We start from the raw sequence: 20,770 nt of genomic DNA, 5'->3' as shown, positions 1-20,770 counted from the left end.
CCATGACCACCAACCCCCACACGTTGGTCGAGGAGGCCGGCCACGGCCGTCTCGAGACCACCGGCATCGCCCAGCGCCTGGCCGACGCCGTCGCACCGTTCGTCGGCGGCGAGCTGCCGGTGCGGCTGCGCGCCTGGGACGGCTCCGAGGCCGGGTCCCCCGACGGGCCGCTCGTCGTGCTCCACTCGATCGACGCCGTACGCCGTCTGCTCTGGCACCCTGGCGAGCTCGGCGCCGCGCAGGCCTACGTCACCGGTGAGCTCGACGTGCCCGAGGTCGACGGCTGGGACCTCGACAAGGCGCTGACCTACGCCTTCGCTGTCGCCAAGGAGCGCGGCCTGTCCGGCGTACGCCCCTCGCCGTCGGCGATCATCGCCGCCGTACGCGCTGCGCTCGACCTCAAGGCGATCAGTCGCCCCCCGGCCGCCCCCGCCTCGCAGGCCAACATCAAGGGCCGGCTGCACAGCGCGCTTCGCGACCGCCGCGCGATCAGCCACCACTACGACCTCTCCAACGAGTTCTACTCGCTGATCCTCGAGCCCCACATGGCCTACTCCTCGGGCTACCACTCCTCGCCCGACCAGCCGCTGCGGGAGGCCCAGGAGGCCAAGCTCGACCTGGTCCTCACCAAGCTCGGCGTCACCGAGGGCTCGACGCTGCTCGACGTCGGCTGCGGCTGGGGCTCGATGTCGCTGCGCGCCGCGGAGAAGTTCGGCGCCCGGGTCGTCGGCGTGACCATCGCTGCGGAGCAGAAGAAGTTCATCGACGCCCGCATCGCCGAGCGCGGCCTGGGCGACCGGGTCGAGATCCGCCTGCAGGACTACCGCGAGGTCCCCGAGCGCGACCACTTCGACGCCGTCTCCTCGATCGAGATGGGCGAGCACGTCGGCCAGCGCAACTACCCGACGTACGCCTCGGTCCTGCACCGCTCGGTCAAGCCCGGCGGTCGCGTGCTGATCCAGCAGATGTCGCGCACCGGCAAGTGGCCGGGCGGCGGCCCCTTCATCGAGTCCTTCATCGCCCCCGACATGTACATGCGCCCCGTCGGCGAGACCGTCGCCTTCCTCGAGAAGGCGGGCCTCGAGGTCCGCGACGTCCACGGCCTGCGCGAGCACTACGTGCTCACGGTCGCCGGCTGGCTCGAGCGCTTCCACGCCAACCGCGACCGCCTGATCGAGCTCACCGACGAGGAGACCTACCGCGTCTGGGAGCTCTACCTCGTCGGCGGCTCCATGGCCTTCCGCGACGGCCGGATGGGCGTCGACCAGATCCTGATGGTGCGTCCTGGCGGGCCGCACGACCTGCCCTTGGTGCGCGCCTTCTGAGGTGGGGCCGGCTGGGGCTCGCCGGTGTACGGCGTCCTGCTCATAGCCACTACGTGAGGCGCACCTTTGCGCCACGATGACGCGCGGTCTTGCGTGCCCCGGCACGGCCTCCGCCGTCACGATCAGGAAGTGGTGCTTCACTGCGTGATGGTTCAACCAGGCCCCGGTGGAGAACGACTCTGCTGCCTCAACCTCAGACGCCGTTCGACCGCTGAATCCGGCGTTCAGGTGCACTGAGCCGCGGCGACTCCGGGACTATCGCCACCATGGTGGGATTGGCGGCCACAACCGTCTCGAGCCGCTAGGCTTCCGCGCACCACACCAGGAGGCAACATGGCGGCGGAGTCCACCACCACCGCGTCTACCACCGACTCGACGGTGGCGCCGGAAGACGAGTCTGAACCCATCGCTGTCGAGACGTTCGCGGCGGCTGGCAACAGCGTGGCGATCGTCCCGGTCCACATTTCATATGGAATTATTGAGCGCTTCTCGGAGGGGCTCTACAGCTCCCCGGTCAAAACATTCGAGGAACTCGTCACCAACTCGTATGACGCAGGGGCCGGACGAGTCTGGGTCTATCTGCCGAACGATTTTAAAGCCAGTAACGCGTCACTTGTGGTCATTGACGACGGCGAGAGCATGGACCTCGACGGTCTGAAGAATCTTTGGCGAATCGGGGAGTCTCAGAAGCGATCAGACAACCGTCCCGCAGGCCGAAAGCGGCCAGTTGGCAAGTTCGGCATTGGGAAGCTGGCGACCTACGTACTGGCCGAGCGACTTACCTTCATAGTTCATCATGGGGCGCGGTATCTAGCGGTCACAATGGATTATGCCAAGGTTGCCGAGGGTGACGAGTTTATGTCCACGACAAACCTTTCTCTTGAGGTTGTGGAGCTGACAGAAGAGACGGCACTGAAGGCCGTCCGTGACGCAATGGTGCAGTTTAGCGACACCAATAGCCTTGCCGAGAAAGAACTTGCCAAACTGGGCACTGGGCACTGGACTGCCGCAATCCTGACCAACTTGAAGCCCACTGCTCAGCGCATAAGCATTCCGCGGCTACGGTGGGTACTCAGTACGGCCCTTCCGCTGAATCCCGGTTTCGCGCTCTGGCTTAACGATACCCGCATTCGCTCGTCTAAAGAGTCGGTTGAGCCGAGTTGGAAATTCGTGATCGGCAAGGACGAAGCCGAACTCGTTGATAACCCGGATCGGCCATGGAAGCCGGGAACGGCGACGACCTTTGAAACGGAGGTCGAGCAGCCTCCCGCCGAAGGTCAGGACGACGGAAGTCTGGTGCCGACCGATATTCCCGCGTTGAAGCTGAAGGACGCGGGCGTCGTTTACGGCACCGCCTACATGTACGACCAGCCGCTCGAACGTGGTAAGAGCGAGAACCTCGCTCGGAGCCACGGGTACTTTGTGCGAGTCCGTGGCCGTCTCATAAACCTGAATTCCGAGGACTTCGAGGTCGGACCCGAGCTACGCCATGGAACGCTCACCCGGTTCCGTATGGAAATCAACGCTGATGATCTCGATGAACAGGTCGCCAGCGCTCGCGAATCCTTGAAGGAATCGGCCGCACTAGAACAACTGAAGAACTATATGCTTGCGGTATTCAACCGAGCGCGCGCAATCTCGACGGCTCAAGACGAGGGCGACTCGATCACACGGCTTTCCAAGGCTGGCCGTTTGTCGGATCCTCCGCCCGGTCTTAGTCAAGGTCCACTGCGCCGGATGCTCCAGCGCGCAGCCGCGGGCGACCGGAGCGTCCAGGAGATCCTAGGCTTCGGCGAAGGCTCGTCCGAGTCAGTTGATTCTGCCCTTGCGGATGACAAGGAACTCGTTGAGAGCGTGCTTCTCGAAACGGTGGCGGCCGACAAGCCATTCGTTGTCTATGACCCCGCGCGTCGCGCCGCAGTCTTGAACCAAAACCACCCGTTTGTCGCTAACTACGCACTGGTCAAAGGGTCGGCGGAACCTATCAAGTTGTTGGGGCTAACCGAGATTCTGGGTCAGGCCTATTTACTCGATGAGAACGTTCCATCTGATTCGGTTGCACGTGTCGTTAAGCGACGTGATGGCTTTCTACGGGCGCTGGCTAACCGGTATCCGCGCTCAGCGGACGTGATCGCTCAGCATCTGCGCGACGCCACCAACAATGAGAATGCGTTGGAAGATGCCGTCGGTGACGCCTTGGAGCTACTCGGTTTCGAAGTCGAGCGGTTCGGGGGTGCTAGCCACGGGGTGGACGGCATTGCCACTGCTCACCTCGGTTGGCGCAGCGATGCCAGCAGCATCAGTTACGCGCTCACTTACGATGCCAAGTCAACCGCGAACGCCAAGAAGAAGCTGACCGAGGCGGAAGATGGAAAACCCGCGATCGAGTTCGACGCACCTGGGAAAATCCGGGCCGACACGGCTCGTACGTCGATCCTAAAAGTTCACCGGCAGCGAGCGCTCGAGGCCCATGAGTTGACGGTCGAGCCTAAGTACACGCTTCTCATCGCCCCGGACTACCAGGGGGCCGTGGCCGAGCTAGGTCTCATTAACGCGGTATGCGAAAACGACGGGATCACGGCGATCAGGGTCGGCGACCTCGCTAGGTTAGTCGAGCTCTTTGCGCTCCAGGGCTTCACGCCAGCAGATATGGCCGGCCTGTTCGAACTGCACAAACCAGAAGACACGAGGGCCTGGATTGAAGCGCGCGAGAAGGCTGCCCGCGTCCCCAAGCCGCCTGTCGGACAGTTGGTCGACGTTCTCGTAAAGAGAAGCGAGGCCAAGCGGCCTGCTAGCCGGGATGCAGTCGGATCCTGGCTCGACAACGTTGGCGTCGAGCTCGACTCCGCCGAAGTCGATGCCCTCCTTCGCGGTCTTGCCGCACTAGCCCCGAGGTCGATCTACATCGATGATCGGCTAGTCGCGCTCAACGCTTCTCCGACCGCATTGTTCGCCGAGATCCGAGAAACGCTCGACCACTTCGACCCCAACCTTGCTGAGGACTACCTCAGCACGGTCCCAACGGACGACGACCCTACGGAAATCGAAGGATTGAAGTAGTGGTTGGCCGCGTCTCTGTCCACCCATTCCCCGCCCGTATGGCACCGGACCTTGTCACCTCCCAGCTTGGGTCGCTGCCCCGCGAGGTCCTTCTGCTCGACCCCATGATGGGGTCCGGGAGTTTCGTCATCGAGGCGATCAAGGACGGGTACGAGTGTATCGGAATTGACAGTGATCCCCTGGCTGTCCTTATCACTGCTGCGGCCGCCTCAGACGCGTCCGCGAAATCAATCCGTCATGCATGTGTGGCCGTACTAGGTACACCTGCGACCACGATCAACGACCTCGATGTTGATGAGGAGACCCTCGATTTCATTGACTACTGGTTTGATCCTGAGGCGAGGGACAAGCTCACCCGCCTAGCGGTCGGCATCAAGGACGCGCCTACAGAGACCAGGGATACCCTCTGGTGCGCCTTCTCCCGCCTGATAGTCACCAAGACCCAGGGAGCATCGCGAGCACGCGACGTTTCGCATTCACGTCCTCATGTCGTTCGTGAACTCGCGGCGATAGACCCGATCGAGCGCTTCACGTCCTCCGTCGAGGACGTCATCCGCAAGCGCGCAGGATTTTCCGCAAGTGAGCGCACCCGTCTGACGCTGCTGCGGGGGGACGCGCGTCGGCTGCCTATGCGTAACGAGTCGGTCGGGGCAATTGTAACTAGCCCTCCATACCTGACGGCCATTGACTATCTTCGAGGTCACCGGCTCAGCCTTGTATGGATGGGCCACGCCCTAAAGGATCTCCGGTCACTCCGTGGGGAGAACATCGGTAGCGAACGCGGCGCCACCCGTCCCGAGCACTTGGACACCGCCTTTTCTGCAGCCGTGAAGGGCACAGTTCCGCCACGTCGCGAACGGGTGATTAACCGCTATCTGATCGACGTCGAGTTGCTGGTCAAGGAGCTGGCTCGCGTGACTGCACCAGGCGGAACCGTCACATTCGTAGTCGCCAACTCGAACCATTCCGGCACCGCCATTATGATCGACGATGCCCTGTCGGTGATTGGCGCTAATGCCGACCTTGTTGAGACCGCCCGTGTGCAGCGGTTGCTACCGGCACAGAGCCGGTACCTGCCTCCTCCCACAGGTGGGAGCGCGACCCTCGACCTGCGCATGCGGTCCGAGACCATTCTTACATTTCTCAAACGAGTTTCCGTCGAGGACCCTGGCGCTAAGCAGCCCGCTTGATGGGAGGAGCCCGCCGGGTACTCACCAGGCACGAGTGGGTCCGGGCTGGGCACACGACACACATCCTCAGGCTGAGGGAACTCAACGTCGGACTGATGGTCAGGTACCCAGGCGCTCGAGAGCCTTTGATGCCTCCTCGTCGGCTGAAGGGCCGCAACCACTTCCCTTGGCAGTTGGTTCAGTCCCCCAGGCCCGTCTCGTAGCGGTACGAAATTGGCGTCAGCCTCTCCTCGTCCACCGCCCAAGGGTGTTCGTAGACCAACACACCATCGGAAGCCACAGGCGGCCTAGCATTCCGATCCAGTTTGATCGAGTGCACTACAGCCAGCGCGTTATTGGGGTATCTCTCAAGGTGCAATGTCACCTCGTTCCGCGTCAGGATGATGATCTCTCCGGGGGAAGTAGTCCCCTTCACCTCGACCACAAGGTTTTCATCCCCCCTCCTCGCGTGAAGGTCGTATGCCCTCGTCGCGCCGACGTCCCTGACCGTATAGCCGTCCCTGATCAGTTGGTCGGTAGCCACCGACACCGCCCGGAGCTCAATCGCGTTCTTCTCCTCTGTGGTGAGCCGGAACCCATTGCCGGTGCGCCGACGACGGTTGCCGGCGCTGATATCCACCGCCAGCTCGGCATCGGCGACCTCGGGCCCAGCCTCCCCAGGCACGTTAAGAGCAGAGTCCATCGCGCGGTAGACGCTTCCCAGCCAGGCCACGGCGCGGCGGAGGTCTGCCTCAAGCACATCGTCCGCTGGTATCGCGTCCAACGCGTACTCGCGTGCCATGACATTGCCCGTCTGGTATCCCAGCCCAAGTTTGTTTGCGCCGCCGTCAAGTTGGATCGTCTTCGTCCATCCTTCTGTATCGGCTTCCGGAAGACTAAGAAGTCCACGCGCCCAGTCAACGCGCCTCAGCAACCCAGGGACGGCGCGCGGGACGTACGCACCGCCGTTCCATGTAGTCGTGCCTTGATTAAGGCTGAGACAGACACGGTCTCCGTGTGCGCTGAAGAGGTAGACGACGTACCAGCCGACGGTTGCGCTAGGCGAGCGCTGCGACGAGTAGACGCGGGTCCATGGAATCAACGACTTCGGACCTGTAGCGTCTCGCCCCTCTACTGCGAGTGGCCCAATCCCTGCCACCGTCTCGAGACCAGGAAGCCATTCCCGCAACTCTTCAGCAATTTCGCGCCGGATGAGTGCACCGCGGCGGGCCATGGCGGGCGTGTTTAGGGACGTGTAGTCCATCTGCAGCAGCAGGACCTCCTCGAGCTTCTCTTGCACACTAGGACCGTAGTCCCCACCCGGGACGTTGCGTCGAAGTTGGGCTGAACGACGGCGCAGCGCCTGGTCCGGTGGCCGTTGCCAGGGCGACTAGCGGACCACCTGTCAACCGCACGGCGGGTCCGACTTCAACCTGTCCCAGCCCGCGATCCGGCTTGACGAATTAGTCGACAAGCGAGTCAGGCACACCCGCACCGCAGGCCGAGAAGCTCCCGTGGTCTATAGCGGGCTGCCTGCGGCCGATCTCACGTCGTCTGCCTCCAGCCTCCACGGGCCGTTGGAGTAAGGGACTAGCCGAACATTGGGGCCGTCGTTAGTGCCGGAGAGAGCAGTGGCTACTGCCCTGATACGACGTTGCTCCTCGTAGACCCATGCCTTCGTGCGAGCGGTGAGACTAGCGACGGAGGTGTCCAGCAACTTTTCGATCGCAGCAGGACCCTCAGGGTGGCCGATTAGCCCCGCTCCGTTCATCCACATACGCATATCGCCCGTTCCCGAGTCGCCAGCGAGCTGATGGTCGTAGAAGACCGTTTCGGCCAGGACGCCCGCCATTGCCATCTCCAGCGCAGCAACTGCGGCAGGCGTCTCGGGCCACGAAGGAGGGCCCGACAGGTGGAGTCCACCAAGCGTGACCTCGTTGCCTTTTCGAACCTGCCAATCGTACGGGCTGGTGATTTCGAGGTGCGTGAATTCGATGCCTTTGTCGACAGCCGCAACCGCGTGGGCGGCCTCGTGGACGAAGACGTGCGCCATCCACCCGTGCATTTTGCAGAAAGGGTCGTCCGGGGCGAGGTTCACGCTGAACGCCTACCTGGCGTCGTCGTAGAGGGCAAGCAGCTCAGCACCGATACGGCCGCGGTCAGCAACAGGGTGACCCTCGGACTGCAGCCACGCACGAGCCTCGGCAAGATCGGAGCGAGCCCCGCCCTTCGAGGTCTTCCCCCCCGCGGCCCTACGGCCTGAGACCCTCGTAGCCTTCTCGATGAAGGGAGCAAGTGCCTTTTCCAGCTTGACGAGGCTTCGGTCGACCAGGTGAATCTCGTAATCCTGGTTTGCCCAGCTAAACGAGTAGGTCTGAGCGTCGGGGTCTCCGTTCATGTCATCGGTCACATGAACAGTCGTTGTCTTGGCCACGACGAGAACCTTCCACCAAGGCCGTCGCCTTGTCCAGCGAGAGGCGATAAGGCCGTGATGACGAAGCGTCCCGTCATGACTCAAAGTCGCCTCTCCTGGTAGGACCCCTTTCTTGGACACGGGCTTCACTAAGCGTAAGGCCGTAACTACCTGGAATCTCCGCGGGAGGCTGCGAGCGTGGGGACTCGACCTCAATCGAGTGACATCGAGCTCTCTGCCCAGGCCGGGTTCGTTAGATGACCCTCAACGACGCGGGCGGTCAAGATCTTGAACGAAGAACAGATACAGATGCTCGGCAGGTCCTCACGTTGACTGTGCAGGCGCGCCTCGCAGTTGGGCTCGGCGCCCGGCGCCGCTTCAGCCTTACCCCTGCCGAGCACTTGTGAGTCTCGGCTCAAGATGGCTCGCTTTCCAACAACTCAGCGTCCGTCGCGCCGGCCCTGTGCCGGGTCCGGTAGTTGGCCACCGAGTCATCCGGTCCACTACCCGACGTCGCGCTGAATACCATTAAGTTGCGCCATCCACTGCGTGGGTAGCACCCCAGCGGTATGGAAAACCTCCAATATAACTTGACGCTTTCGCTCCTGCTCGGAATCTGGTGCCAGCGTTGTTCTGATGGTGCGCCAGGCGCCGTCGAGTCTTGCAGCCAAGTCTTGAACGTATTGGATGTTGACCCAGAACGAATGATCCTCGGCGATGCCGGGAGCGGCAGCGTCGAACGAATTCTGCGGCGTCACCAAAATCGACACCGATCCCGAAGGAATGGACTGACCTAGCCGATCAGCCATGCTACGAAGGTGTCGGTTCGTTTGGTCGACGCTCGAGACATTAACCTCGGTATCGGCTCTAGCCTCGCTCTTGGCCTCCCACGTCACCCACAGGACACCTGAGTAGTCCCACGACGCGTCAGGCTTTGCTGTGCCTCCCCCATCACCAACAAACGAACTAGCGCCTGCCAACTCGCCAAGCCGCACCAACGCACCCTCAAACGGGACGGCCGCCGTTCCCGCAATGCCGGCCCGAATTTGGTCAGCGAGCGGTGCGTAGATCGCCGGACGGCGGAGTCGATCAAATGCAACGACGGCCTGGGCGACGGCGGCCCCGTCCAAGGCGTCAACCTCGAGGACTTGCTTCTCCATTGCTGCGAGGTCAGCGGGAGAGGCCAAGTGCGACAACCAGGTCGTACCCCTCGCACCGGCACGGGCAGCGTTGAAGGCTGCCGCAGCTACGTCGGCATCGGCGCGCGGGATGCCAGAGCCGCCTGCGATGAGCGTCCAGCTCCCCAACAGGTAGTTCCAAAGCGCGGCGTAGCGTTGGCTACCCCTGCTTCCCCTCACGGTGTCTGCCGCGCTCCGCGCACTCTCCCTCGCGCGATTCCATTCGCCTTGCCACAAGAACTGCCAGGCCGCGACCTCGTGTGACGCCGCGTCGCTGAGTTCCTTCGTCCCCGGAGGGACTTTTTGCGTATACGAGTCACGCATCGAGCGAATTGTTGCGTCCGCTCCGGCCCATTCCGGCGTCTGGTTTGCGAAGTGATCAAGGAGGTCGAGTAGTTCGGCAGACGAGTTCTCTAGGGAAGCCATGAGTCCGAACTTGAGCTCTGCATGCAGTTCTGGGTGGAGAGCCTCTTGAACATCGAGACGCCCTGCGAAGGATGCGAGGTCGGTTCCAAGCATCAGTACTGCAGCAAAGTCGGTGGGGTTGCGGGTTGCTCGTCCGGCGCCCTGGGTGATCCTGGCCCGGATCCGTTCCTGTAGCACTTCGATCGCTCCCAGCCCCTTCGCCAGGAACCGCTCTTGCAGGTCCCCTCGCGCTGGCAGACCCGCGATGATGACCAACCTGCACGCGTCGTCGGGCAGATCGAGTCCGTCGTAGCGATTGGCCATGCCGAGCACCGCCAGGGGCGCTGATGCGAAGCTTGCCAGTGAATCTTCAACGTCGTCCGGCCGGAATACGGCAGCCTCAGCAGGAACCCAATCCGAAAGAAACGCCTCCATACTGGAGTTGTCAGGGGCCAGTACGACTGCACGACCGAATTTGGCGATGACCTTTTGGATGTACGCCTGCCGCACCTCGGGTGCGGCAGCCAGGTCCTTCGTCGACTCAGGGAACGCAAAAAACCTACGCCCGTTGCCACGGCGGTCCCACCCGCTAGGGACTGGAAGCCTCGCAATCTTCGGGCGACCAAAAGTCCGTTCCAGCTCGCCACCTTCGCCAAGAGTGGCGCTCATGTACAAGCGCTGCTGCGCGCCGTCGAAAGCTGCGAGTGTCGAGGTCGGTGGAATGAAGGGTCGGAATACGATCGCCCGCCTGCTGACGTACACCAGCATTCGGTCGAAGTGCGACTCAACCAGTCGCATGACGTACTTCGTGCTCTTGTTAACAGCCCTAGCAGATACCGCACGCCTTAGCAGGTCCGCCAGGTCGGCGGCCTGAGCTGCTACCCCGACAACCGACGCCATGTAAATGTCATTAGCGTACTTGCCTGCGGCGGGATCGGTAAGTCGGGCAACGACTAGCGACTCAAGAGTCGGAGCTAGCGCCTCTACGATCGGCATGTAGGCGTCGTCGCGCCTGTCGATCGTGATCGACCACGGTCCTGCCACAGCGTTTTCGGCGGCGTGTGCGTCGTCGAGAATCAGCAGTTGGGCGTCTGACAGTGGTGGATTCGAGTTGAAGATCGACCAGTACGTGGTGACTGCGACCGCCTGTGCGCTCGTATAGCGAAGGCGATCGGCATCCAACCAGTCATGATTGCTGCCGATCAATAGCACTGACCTGACGCCGTAGCTCGACAGTTTCGCGTGCGTTTGGTGGGCCAGCCCCCTTGTTGCGCAGGCGTATACCGCCCGTTCCCCGAGCCTTCTGCGGCGCCATTCAGCGATCGTGCCACCCACGAGCGTTTTGCCGGCACCCGGCGGCAACTCGAGCGCTACATCCGCGGACTTGAGGTGTGCTGGTGCGTAGGACCGCACGATCTCACCTTGGTGAAACCACAGATCCTTCGGTGCATCTGCGCTCTTGGGGAGCGACCGATAGAACTCGACAAGATCGTCATCTACTGGACTCGTGGGTCCGACAGTCGGGAACGGCATCTATCGAGTATCTCGTAACGGGCCGTGCACGCACCGCAAGTGACACATCCTTGCCTGAGTCGCTCGGTACGGCCCTAACGGGTCAACGTGCTCACGAAAGGCGCGACTCACCGGGCCAACGACTTGGTCCGGTTCCGAAGACTAGGCCCAACCCGCAGCGCGCTCTGGCGAGAGCCGGGCCGACTTCCAACATTCACTCCCGCGCAGAGGAGGTCAACTCCATCATCCTGCGCTGGTAGGTCTCACCGTCGATCTCACCGGCGCCGTACTGGCGCATCAACTCATCGATCTGAGCCTGCAGTTCTTCCCGTTCCATCCGTTCCCCCTCGTGTAATCGAACGCGTGGCCCCTCCTCGGCAAGGTAACGTATTTCGCCCGCCCCGTCCTCGGCTTCGCACCAGTGACCGCCTGCATGACCAAGCACCAGACGACAGCGTGCACGCCCTGGCTCTATACGACGATCAGTCGAACCCTAGCGACGGCTGAGCTGGCTCAGCGTCGACTCGCGCAGAGCTCGATTCACCGGGCTTATCGCAGAGCAGATCTGACGGTCAGATCGATGCGGGAATCAGGGACGTCCCCGCCTCTCAAACCGAAGACGTACCACCCAATCGGGACGCACCCTAGATTTTGAGCGATTTAGTCTGCGGGACAAGGCGGACTGAGGGCGTAGTGCCCGAGCCCGCTGGGGCCGCGTTCGCGGCGCCCACGCGACGGGGTCAGCAAGGAACGCGATGCGTCTTTCCGCCGCCTCTAGGACAGGCAACCTGCCCGGACGTAGCCCATAGTCGGGCTGCACCGCGCCGAGGGCTTAGAGAGGTTCGGCGCGCGACACAAGCCCGCGACTGCGACCACCCCTCACGTAGTGGCTCGCCACCGCTCCAACAGGCCGCGTGTTGTGCCAACAGCCGTATCCATCGCGTCAGCAAGTTGACGGCCGTTGCGTAGGAATCGGTCTGCTGTCCGACATCGACCGAGCGGCCATCCCGCAGCAACGACGGCGCTCACCTTAGTCGCGTCGTCGTGAGCGATCCCGTTGCGAGCCTCGTGACGCAACTCCAGCTCGCGCGGCCGTGGCCCAGCGCGCCGAGTCGGTGGACGCGGAAGGGAACCCGTCAGCCCACCCAAGTACTCACTCTGCTGACGCACGAGTTCACCTCCCGAAGTGCGCTCCCCACCGAGCCACCGAGCCAGCGACGAGGACCCCGCCTTGACCAGATACACGTCAGCCCGACGCGCGATCCTCGTGATCCTGGTGGCCCTCGCGGTTGTCGCCTCCGGGTGCTCCTGGGAGACCCGCGAGGTGGGACCGACCGACGTCGTCGTCGGGCCGACCCAGTTCGCACGGCCGGTCGTGGGTACGGCGGGACTGGTCGCGGTCGACCGTACCCCTGCTCGCCGGACGTGGAAGGCGTGGAAGTACGGCCAGGGGACGGTCTTCGAGGTGGAGTTCGCGGCGGCGGCCGGGGAGCGGGTGCTGGTGAACGCGTCGTTGGTCGTCTCGATCGACCCGACGGCGAGCGATCCGCATCTGGTCGTGGTCAACATGCTCGCCTGCCGCCACGCCGGAGACACCCCGGCGCCTTCGTGGACCACCGCCCGCAACGTGGCGCGCGGTGGGACCCGTGAGGTCGCGGCCTCGCTGATCTACACCGCCGAGCGAGCCGGCACCCAGCGATGCACCGTCACAATCCGCACCGGGCGCCCGCGCGCCTACGAGGGGCCTGACGAGACCAACCTCGTCACGGTCGAGCGCGAGTCACAGCTGACCGTCCAGGCCGCGTCGCCGAGCCTGACAGAGGTCTTTCGACCTGACCTGGCATCGCCCGTCGTCGGGGCGGGCGAACGGGCGAAGGACTTCGCTGTCCTCGAGACCGGATCGAACGGAGAGCTTCAGGTCGTGCTGGCCACCTACCTGACGTCCTGCACGTCTCCGTCCGGGTCCTTCGACGTCAGCGTGAACCGCAACGCCTGCACCCCCGGGAACAGCACTCGTCGGGACGCCGTCGCGCGGGTGGTCCTCACCATGACCCAGGAGGGGCCGGAGCGATGCCGAAAGCCCAGGACGGTGTGGCAGGAGGAGATGACGGTCTCGGTGGACGTGCACCACAGACCCGCTGTGCGAAACCTGACCATCCATGCCGATCCCGACTGCGGCGACGCCACCCTGCACCTGTCGTTCGTCGGCCTGGGCCCGGCGTCCGTGGTGCTGCACCGGAGCGGCACGCTCCTGCGCGTCGACTCGGACACCGGTCAGACCTCCGCTGCCGGCGACCTGGGCCCTGCCTGACGCGGGCCTGTGAGCCGTGTCCGCGCCGTCAGGCGTCGGGCGCCTGCGCGTGGACGAACGCCGCCAGGTCGCGCGCGCCGTCGGTGATCGCGACCCGCAGCCCGTCGAGGACGGCGTCCGGGGGGAGTTGCCCATCGCGGGCCGCGTGCTCGATCTGGGCGCACTGGTCGGCGAGCCAGGCGAGGCCGAGGTTGCTGGCGCTGCCGCGCAGGGCGTGGGCCTGCAGGCCCGTCTCGCGAGCGTCGCCCTCGCGCGCCGAGCGGGTGAGCGCCGCCAGGAGGTCGACGGCACCGGCCTCGAAGCGACCGACCATCTGGGCGACGAAGGTGAGCCCGATGCCGTCCTCGAGCAGCTCGGCGAGCCGGGCAGTGGTCGCGGGCACCGGCGGCCCGGGGGCGTCGGGCACCTCGCGCGCCTGCGTGACGGGCAGCGGGCGGGGCGCCACCCACCGGTCGAGCATCTTGCCCAGCAGGCGGACGTCGACGGGCTTGGGCAGGAAGTCGTCCATCCCGGCCTCGAGACAGCGCTCCCGCTCGCCGCGTACGGCGGCCGCGGTCATCGCGATGATCGGGGTGCGGGTGCCGCCGTGCTGGATCGCGCGGACGGCGCGGGTGGCGTCGAAGCCGTCCATCACCGGCATCTGGCAGTCCATCAGGATGGCGGCGAAGCCCTCCGGCTGGTCGGCGACGGCGGCCACCCCGGCAGCGCCGTTGTCGGCCAGCTGCACCTCGAAGCCGAGCCGGCGCAGCACGCCCTCGGCCACGAGCTGGTTGATCGCGTTGTCCTCGACGACGAGGATCCGGCCCCGGTCGGCGGGCGAGGCGACGGCGACGCCGGCCTGCTCGACCACGGCCTCCCAGTGACCGACCAGCGTGGCCAGGGTGTCGAGCAGGCGCGAGGCGAGCACGGGCTTGCTGAGGAAGCTGTCGATGCCCGCGTCGTCGAGCCAGCCCGCAGCCGGCTCGGTGGCCGAGGACAGCAGCACGAGCCGGGTCTCGTCGTGGCGCGACTCCGCGCGCACGATGCGGGCCAGCTGCTCGCCGTCGGCGCCCGGCATCATGTAGTCGAGCAGCACCACGTCGTACGGCGTGCCGTGGCGCACCGAGGTGTCGAGCTCGACCAGGGCCTCGTACGCCGACTCGACCGCCGTCACGTCGATCGCCCAGCCGGTGAGCTGCTCGGTGAGGATGAAGCGATTGGTGGCGTTGTCGTCGACGACCAGCACCCGCAGCCCGGCGACGGCGCTCTCGCGCACGCCCTCCTGGCCCGAGGGCCGGCCCTCGAGGGCCGTGCCGAACGTGACGGTGAACCAGAACGTGCTGCCCACGCCGGGGGCGCTCTGCACCCCGATGTCGCCGTCCATGGCGGCCACGATGCGTTTGCTGATGGCCAGGCCGAGCCCGGTCCCGCCGTACTCGCGGGTGGTCGAGCTGTCGGCCTGGGTGAAGGCGTCGAAGAGTCGCGCCTGCGCCTCGGGGGCGATGCCGAGGCCGGTGTCGCGTACCGACACCCGCACCTGCGCACCGTCGCGCTCGGCCCGGATCACGACCTCTCCCTTGGCGGTGAACTTGACCGCGTTGGCGGCCAGGTTGGTGATCACCTGTCCGAAGCGCACCGGGTCGCCGCGCACCAGCGGCGGGATGTCGACCGCGCTCGAGACCACCAGCTCGAGGCCCTTCTCGCGCGCGGCGTCGGCGACCAGCCCGGCGCTCTGCTCGACGACGGTGCGCGGGTCGAAGTCGACCTCCTCGAGGTCGAGCCGACCGGCCTCGATCTTGGACAGGTCGAGGATGTCGTTGACCAGGGCGAGCAGCGTGCGGCCCGCCTGGTCGACGCCCTCGGCGAGACGCTGCTGGTGGGTCGTCAGCTCGGTACGACGCAGCAGCTCGCTCAACCCGATGACGCCGTTGAGCGGGGTGCGGATCTCGTGGCTCATCGTGGCCAGGAAGTCCGACTTGGCGCGCGAGGCGCTCAGTGCCTGGTCGCGGGCGGCGGCGAGCTCCTCGCCGGTCCACTCCCGCTCGGCGACATGGGCCAGCAGGGCCAGCATCTGCTCGAAGTACACCAGGTCGCCCCCCGAGGCCGGCTCCGGCACCTCGCTGTCCGAGACGATCACACAAGCCAGGCGCTCGCCCACGCGCACCGCACCGGCGACCAGCACGCTCCCGCCGGGCCCGCGACGCTGCAGGGCCCCGCGATGCGTCACTGCCTCGCGCGCGAGGTCACGGGCGAACTGCCGGTCGCCCTCGTCGGTGTGGGACCAGGCCATGTCGATGTAGAAGAGGTCGGCCCCGGGTTCGGGCGACTCGGGTGCCGCGACCAGGACCGCGGGCCACCGTGCGTAGGGCCGGACCAGCGACTCCGAGCTGATCAGCACCTCGCGCAGGGTCGTCGACTCGTTGGCCGCCCTCCCCATCGCGGTGAGGAACTCCAGCCCCTGCCGGTTGCGCTTGGACTCGGTGACGTCCTGCAGGGTTCCGCCGATGCGGACCACCTCGCCGGCCCCGTCGACGACGACGCGACCCCGGACCCGCAGCCACGTCTCGGGCTCACCGGCGAGCCGGCACTCGACGTCGAGCGGCTCGCCGCCGTCGAGCATCTCGATGTAGAGGGGCAGGATGAGCTCGAGGTCGCGGGGGTCCATCAGGCTCATGAAGGAGTCCCTGTTGGGCACGAAGGTCGCCGGGTCGACGCGGCACAGCCGGTAGGCCTGCTCCGACCAGTCGACCACCCCGGTGGCCACGTTGCGCTCCCAGCTGCCGACCCCGGCGATGACCTGGGCCTCGGCGGCCTGCTGCTCGCGTCGCACCAGGTCGTCGAGCAGGGTGCGCTGCCGGGAGTGGTCGCGCACGCGGTAGAGCCAGCCCCGCCGCTCACCGTCGTCGTCGAGCAGCGGCACGTGGCTGACCAGCGCCCAGAACTCCGACCCGTCCGCCCGGTGCAGGCAGCACTCGAGGTCGTGATCCGGCCCCTCCTCGCGGTCGCGGGCGGCGAGGTGGCGGGCGAAGTCGTCCTGCCCCTGCTCGTCGAGCACGTCGAAGACGGTGAAGGCGTCCGCCCCAGGGGCATCGCGCGCCAGCATGCTGAGCAGGGCGGCGTTGGCGTACGTCGTCACCCCGTCCGCGTCGAACATCCACAGCCCGTCGGGCAGGGCGCGCACCATCCACTCGGCGGCCACCGCGCCGGTGGGGTCGGCGACGGGATCGAGGGGCTCCACCCCTCCACGGTGCCAGACATCGGGCGTCGGCGGACGAGAAGGGTGAGGCGGCGTACGGGAGACTGCAGCCATGGACAACGTGCTGGTCGCCCTGGGCGCCTCCCTGCTGACGGTCGTGGTCGCGATGTCGGTGACCGCCGTCCGCATCAAGCAGCTCGACAAGGCGGCCGTCGTCGACGTGACGTGGGGCGCCGGTTTCGTGCTGGTCGCGCTGGTCGCAGCCGTCGTCGCGACCCTGAGCGACGAGGGCGACGCCTGGCACGCGTGGCTGCTGGTCGCCCTCGTGGCGGTGTGGGGCGGGCGGCTCGCGTGGCACGTCCGCGGTCGCGCCGTCGGCGACCACGGCGGCAAGGAGGACCCGCGCTACGCCGAGATGCTCGGCGGCTCGGTCTCCGAGGTCGGCCTCGCGACCGTCGTACGCCGGGTGCTGCTGGTGCAAGGTGTGGCGCAGTGGTTCATCGCGATCCCGGTGGCCGTCGGCGCGTTCTTCACCGTCGGCGACTGGTGGCCCGCCGTCGCGCTCGGCGTGGTCGTGTGGGCCGTGGGGCTCTTCTTCGAGACCGTCGGCGACCGACAGCTCGCGGCCTACAAGGCGACGCCCAAGGGCCAGCGCCCCCAGGTGATGGAGACCGGGCTGTGGGCCTGGACGCGCCACCCCAACTACTTCGGCGACGCGACCGTCTGGTGGGGGCTCTGGCTCGTCGGCGGCCTGGGGTCGGGCTGGGTCGTCGGTCTCGCCACGGTCCTGTCGCCGATCGCGATGACCGTCTTCATCCGCAACGTCACCGGCGCCAAGCTGCTCGAGAAGACGATGATGCAGCGCCCCGGCTTCCCCGAGTACGCCGAGCGCGTGCCGTTGTTCTTCCCGCGGCCGCCGCGTCGTCGTGGCTGACGTCTCCTACCTCGTCGTCGACGCCGACACCGGCGAGGAGCTGGCGTCCCACGAGCCCGACCGGGTGCTGCGCACCGCCAGCGTGGCCAAGGTCCTGGTGCTGTCGGCCCTGGCGCGCGCCCTCGAGGCGGGCGAGGTCGGGAGCGAGGAGGTGCTGTCGCGCACGGTCGCTCCCCCGGTCGCCGACTCCGGGCTCTGGCACCGGATGGCGGTCGCGGAGCTGCCGGTGGGCGACGTGGCGCTGCTCGTCGGCGCGGTCAGCGACAACTGGGCGACCAACGTGCTCGTGGCGCGGCTCGGGCTCGACGCCGTCAACGCGTTCGGTCTGCAGCACACCGCCCTCCACGACGTCGTCCGCGACCACCGCGGCCCCGGCGACCCGCCCACGCTCAGCACGGGGACCGCGCGTGAGTGGGTCGGGGTGCTGGTCGCGCTGCACCGGCGTACGTGGGTGTCGGCGGCGGTCTCCGAGCGGGTCCTGGGCTGGCTGGCGGCCGGGGTGGACCACTCGCTGGTCGCCTCGGCGTTCGGGCTCGGCGGCCTGGACCCCCTGGTCGGGGACGCGGGGCTGGTGAACAAGACCGGGACCGACAGCGACGTGCGGTGCGACATCGGGCTGGTCACGGGGTCGTCGCGGGTGGCGGCGTACGCCGGCCTGGGCAACGGCGACCCGGTCGACCTCGTCCCGCGGCTGCGGGCGCTGGGTGACCGGGTCAGGGTGCTCGTGGGACCGGGCTGATCGGCTGCGGTCGTGTGGTCTCGAGACAGGCGCCAGCGCGCCTTCCTCGACCACCGGAAGGCAGGCCAGAGACACCGGCCCGAGCCGGCGTGCTGTCCCGGACCCCGGATGCCTCCGGGGGCCAGATGCTGGAGCTCCGCGCCGCCGCATGCCTGCGGGGGCGGACCTCCCTCCCTTGCGGTTGGCGACTCTCCCCAGTGCCGCCGGGGAGATCCTGGCACCCCGGATGTTCATCCGGAAGGGCCCGCCCGGGCTGGTCCGATGTGACTAGACGACTCGTAGGGTGAGGCCGTGACCGCCGACGACGCCCGCTGGGGCGAGGAGCTGACGCGCCTGGCGTCGGCCGACAACTTCCGCGACGTGACCGGCCCGGGCTACCGGACCGCGGCGGGCGAGCCGCTCACCGCCGGCGTGTTCTGGCGCTCCAACGAGCTGCAGCTGCTCGACGAGGACGCCGCGACCCTCGCCTCCCTCGGCATCACGGCCGTCTTCGACCTGCGCAGCACCGACGAGGTCGAGGCCCACCCCGACGTCGAGGTGCCGGGCGCGACCTGGCGTCATGTCGAGGTCGTCGGCATCCCCCCGGGCGCCGGGGCGCAGCTGCCCGACGCGGCGGCGGCGGTCGAGACGATGCTCGACATCTACCGGGGGTTCGTGACCGACGCCGACGCCCGCCGCTCGTTCGGCACCCTGATCGCCTCGCTGGCCACCTCGAGCACCCCCCAGCTCTTCCACTGCACCGCCGGCAAGGACCGCACCGGCTGGGTCGCCGCGCTCGTCCTGCACGTCGCGGGGGTCGCCGACGACGTCGTCGAGGCCGACTACCTGCTGACCAACGACCGCTCCGCCGGCACCCGCGACAAGTACCTCGGCCTCGTCGCCGAGCACCTCGGCGCCGACCGGGTCCCGACGTTCGAGCCGACCATGGTCGCCGACCTCGCCTACCTCCACGCCGGTCTGGAGCAGGCGGTGGCGTCGTACGGATCGGTCGACGGCTACCTGCGCGACGGGCTCGGCCTGACCGACGACCTGCGCGAGGCCCTGCGGCGGCGGCTCGTCGCGTAGGTCATGCTCGGGGGATGCGCCCCGAGATCCGCGACCGCGTCACCGTGCTCGACAGCATGGTCACCGCCGAGGTGACGCCCTCGGTCCCCGACCGGCGCGCGTGGATGATGCTCGAGCCCGCCGAGGGCGACGGCGTGGTGCTCATCGAGGTCGAGTCGATCGACGAGGTCTACCCCGACACGTTCCTGGCCCCCGAGGACCTCGTCGAGCTGCGCCGTACGACGTTCGCGAGCGTCGACGCGGCCGTCGACCACCTCACCGCGCAGGGCGTCGACACCGACACCTTCGAGGCACCGTGGGACACCGACAACCCGTTCTGAGTCACTGACCCGACGGGCTAGGTGACGCGCCCCTCACCGCGATGGTGCTGGGGCGCCGAGGTCGGCGGTGCGTCCGGGTGGGGCGTCGGGTCGACCGAGCCGTGCAGGTCGGGCTGCTTCTTGTCGGGCTCGAGGACGATCTCGTGGGTGTCGCCGTCGCGGCCGTCGAAGCGCACCACGACGGTCTCGAAGCCCTTGTGGCGCTGCATCTGGGCGTACATCGCGTAGGCGCGGCGGTCGGCCTCGGTGAGGTCGACGGCGTCGGTGAACGGCGTGAGCAGGGCCCGGGGCCAGAGCCGGCGGGCCAGGACGACGTTGACCTCGACGCCGAGGATCGCCATCACCGAGGCGATGTAGAGCAGCCCGATGAGCCCGAGGACGAAGCCGAACGTCTGGTTGAGCGAGGTCGGCCCGGTGAGGACCTTCTCGACGTAGAACGTGCCGAGGTACTGCAGCAGCTGCCACAGCACAGCCACCGTGAACGCGCCCGGCGCGGCGCGGGTGATTCGGTGGCTGCGGGCCGAGGCGAAGCGCATCAGCACGGTGAGGACCAGGCCGACGACGAGCACCGTCGCGACCTGGATCAGCAGCCGGATGGTCGCGTTGACGCCGTCGCCGAAGACCTCGGTGTTGCTGCCCAGCGCCGAGAGCACCGAGACGCCGACCACGGCGATGCCGGCGAAGAGCAGGAGCAGCAGGCTCTTGGCGCGCAGCAGCACCGGGTTGGGGCGGCTGTTGCGCGGGATCGCCCACGCCGTCGCCATCAGGTTCTGGATGGCCTGGCCCAGACCCAGTGAGCCGTACGCCGCCGCGAGGGCACCGGCGACGACCGCGCCCGTCGAGCCCCGCAGACCCTGCGGCCGGCCGAGCTCCTGCCCGACGATCGGGAACTGGGCGAGCGCCGAGTTGAGCACCTGGTCCTGCAGGCCGGGGTTGCCCTGCAGGATGAAGCCGAAGATCGACGAGGCCAGCAGCAGCAGCGGGAAGATCGCGATGAACGCGTAGTAGCTGATCGCGGCCGCCAGGTAGTTGCCCTGGTCGTCGAAGAACTTGTAGATCACCGCCAGCGGGAACCCGAACACGGTGAAGCGACGCTGGGTCCGGTCGACCCGACCCACGGCGCTCATGCGGTGAACCTACCCGCCGCCGATCCGGGCGGGTCTC

The 20,770-nt window shown here is 66.8% G+C and carries 15 protein-coding genes; 8 read left to right on the top strand and 7 right to left on the bottom strand.

Features of this window, described 5'->3' with window-relative positions:
- The first annotated feature begins 2 nt into the window (after positions 1 to 2).
- The 3 genes from FJQ56_RS11265 (at position 3) to FJQ56_RS11255 (ending at position 5,575) form a co-directional block, all read left to right on the top strand.
- On the top strand, positions 3 to 1,325 hold the full coding sequence (locus FJQ56_RS11265; RefSeq protein ID WP_140009486.1) for an SAM-dependent methyltransferase: 1,323 nt from the start codon (positions 3 to 5) through the stop codon (positions 1,323 to 1,325).
- A 333-nt stretch (positions 1,326 to 1,658) separates the two neighbouring features.
- Positions 1,659 to 4,385, top strand: coding sequence for an ATP-binding protein (locus FJQ56_RS11260; protein WP_140009485.1), 2,727 nt, complete (start codon positions 1,659 to 1,661; stop codon positions 4,383 to 4,385).
- Positions 4,385 to 5,575 (top strand): TRM11 family methyltransferase, encoded by a 1,191-nt coding sequence (locus FJQ56_RS11255; protein WP_140009484.1) that lies wholly within the window; start codon positions 4,385 to 4,387, stop codon positions 5,573 to 5,575. Before FJQ56_RS11260 ends, FJQ56_RS11255 begins: the two co-directional genes overlap by 1 nt.
- A gap of 178 nt (positions 5,576 to 5,753) precedes the next feature.
- Here FJQ56_RS11255 and FJQ56_RS11250 read toward each other — a convergent pair whose 3' ends face one another.
- The 5 genes from FJQ56_RS11250 to FJQ56_RS22920 form a co-directional block, all read right to left on the bottom strand.
- A complete protein-coding gene (locus FJQ56_RS11250) occupies positions 5,754 to 6,854 on the bottom strand; it encodes an MrcB family domain-containing protein (RefSeq protein ID WP_140009483.1) in 1,101 nt (366 codons plus the stop codon).
- A 219-nt stretch (positions 6,855 to 7,073) separates the two neighbouring features.
- Positions 7,074 to 7,652, bottom strand: coding sequence for a hypothetical protein (locus FJQ56_RS11245; protein ID WP_140009482.1), 579 nt, complete (start codon positions 7,650 to 7,652; stop codon positions 7,074 to 7,076).
- 9 nt (positions 7,653 to 7,661) lie between these two features.
- Positions 7,662 to 7,988 carry a histone-like nucleoid-structuring protein Lsr2 gene (locus tag FJQ56_RS11240; protein ID WP_140009481.1) on the bottom strand — a complete coding sequence of 109 codons (327 nt, stop codon included), beginning with the start codon at positions 7,986 to 7,988 and terminating at the stop codon, positions 7,662 to 7,664.
- A 482-nt stretch (positions 7,989 to 8,470) separates the two neighbouring features.
- Positions 8,471 to 11,083 carry a DEAD/DEAH box helicase gene (locus FJQ56_RS11235; RefSeq protein ID WP_140009480.1) on the bottom strand — a complete coding sequence of 871 codons (2,613 nt, stop codon included), beginning with the start codon at positions 11,081 to 11,083 and terminating at the stop codon, positions 8,471 to 8,473.
- 193 nt (positions 11,084 to 11,276) lie between these two features.
- Positions 11,277 to 11,399 carry a hypothetical protein gene (locus FJQ56_RS22920; RefSeq protein ID WP_281284669.1) on the bottom strand — a complete coding sequence of 41 codons (123 nt, stop codon included), beginning with the start codon at positions 11,397 to 11,399 and terminating at the stop codon, positions 11,277 to 11,279.
- Positions 11,400 to 12,527: 1,128 nt separating this feature from the next.
- Between FJQ56_RS22920 and FJQ56_RS11230 the strand changes: the two genes are divergently transcribed.
- Positions 12,528 to 13,373 carry a hypothetical protein gene (locus FJQ56_RS11230; RefSeq protein ID WP_140009479.1) on the top strand — a complete coding sequence of 282 codons (846 nt, stop codon included), beginning with the start codon at positions 12,528 to 12,530 and terminating at the stop codon, positions 13,371 to 13,373.
- 28 nt (positions 13,374 to 13,401) lie between these two features.
- On the opposite strand, the gene FJQ56_RS11225 is transcribed toward FJQ56_RS11230, so the two are convergent.
- Positions 13,402 to 16,590, bottom strand: a complete 3,189-nt coding sequence (locus FJQ56_RS11225; protein ID WP_170215346.1) for a response regulator — start codon at positions 16,588 to 16,590, stop codon at positions 13,402 to 13,404.
- A gap of 70 nt (positions 16,591 to 16,660) precedes the next feature.
- Between FJQ56_RS11225 and FJQ56_RS11220 the strand changes: the two genes are divergently transcribed.
- From FJQ56_RS11220 to FJQ56_RS11205, 4 genes are all read left to right on the top strand, one after another.
- Positions 16,661 to 17,482 (top strand): DUF1295 domain-containing protein, encoded by an 822-nt coding sequence (locus FJQ56_RS11220; protein ID WP_140009477.1) that lies wholly within the window; start codon positions 16,661 to 16,663, stop codon positions 17,480 to 17,482.
- Positions 17,475 to 18,221 carry a serine hydrolase gene (locus FJQ56_RS11215; protein WP_140009476.1) on the top strand — a complete coding sequence of 249 codons (747 nt, stop codon included), beginning with the start codon at positions 17,475 to 17,477 and terminating at the stop codon, positions 18,219 to 18,221. Before FJQ56_RS11220 ends, FJQ56_RS11215 begins: the two co-directional genes overlap by 8 nt.
- A 291-nt stretch (positions 18,222 to 18,512) precedes the next feature.
- A complete protein-coding gene (locus FJQ56_RS11210; RefSeq protein ID WP_140009475.1) occupies positions 18,513 to 19,286 on the top strand; it encodes a tyrosine-protein phosphatase in 774 nt (257 codons plus the stop codon).
- Positions 19,287 to 19,300: 14 nt separating this feature from the next.
- Positions 19,301 to 19,606, top strand: a complete 306-nt coding sequence (locus FJQ56_RS11205) for a hypothetical protein (protein WP_140009474.1) — start codon at positions 19,301 to 19,303, stop codon at positions 19,604 to 19,606.
- 17 nt (positions 19,607 to 19,623) lie between these two features.
- Here FJQ56_RS11205 and FJQ56_RS11200 read toward each other — a convergent pair whose 3' ends face one another.
- Positions 19,624 to 20,733, bottom strand: a complete 1,110-nt coding sequence (locus tag FJQ56_RS11200) for a YihY/virulence factor BrkB family protein (protein ID WP_140009473.1) — start codon at positions 20,731 to 20,733, stop codon at positions 19,624 to 19,626.
- Positions 20,734 to 20,770 lie beyond the last annotated feature (37 nt).

Origin of the sequence: Nocardioides plantarum (genome assembly GCF_006346395.1) — a bacterium.
GTDB lineage: Bacteria > Actinomycetota > Actinomycetes > Propionibacteriales > Nocardioidaceae > Nocardioides > Nocardioides plantarum.
The sequence above is the reverse complement of the archived record's forward strand: the minus strand, read 5'-3'. Positions and strand labels throughout refer to the sequence as shown.

Bases quoted from the DNA above. Each gene is read 5' to 3' on its own strand.
- FJQ56_RS11265 (WP_140009486.1), top strand. From the start codon at position 3: ATGACCACCAACCCCCACACGTTGGTCGAGGAGGCCGGCCACGGCCGT.
- FJQ56_RS11260 (WP_140009485.1), top strand. From the start codon at position 1,659: ATGGCGGCGGAGTCCACCACCACCGCGTCTACCACCGACTCGACGGTG.
- FJQ56_RS11235 (WP_140009480.1), bottom strand. From the start codon at position 11,083: ATGCCGTTCCCGACTGTCGGACCCACGAGTCCAGTAGATGACGATCTT.
- FJQ56_RS22920 (WP_281284669.1), bottom strand. From the start codon at position 11,399: ATGGAACGGGAAGAACTGCAGGCTCAGATCGATGAGTTGATGCGCCAG.
- FJQ56_RS11220 (WP_140009477.1), top strand. From the start codon at position 16,661: ATGGACAACGTGCTGGTCGCCCTGGGCGCCTCCCTGCTGACGGTCGTG.
- FJQ56_RS11205 (WP_140009474.1), top strand. From the start codon at position 19,301: ATGCGCCCCGAGATCCGCGACCGCGTCACCGTGCTCGACAGCATGGTC.
- FJQ56_RS11200 (WP_140009473.1), bottom strand. From the start codon at position 20,733: ATGAGCGCCGTGGGTCGGGTCGACCGGACCCAGCGTCGCTTCACCGTG.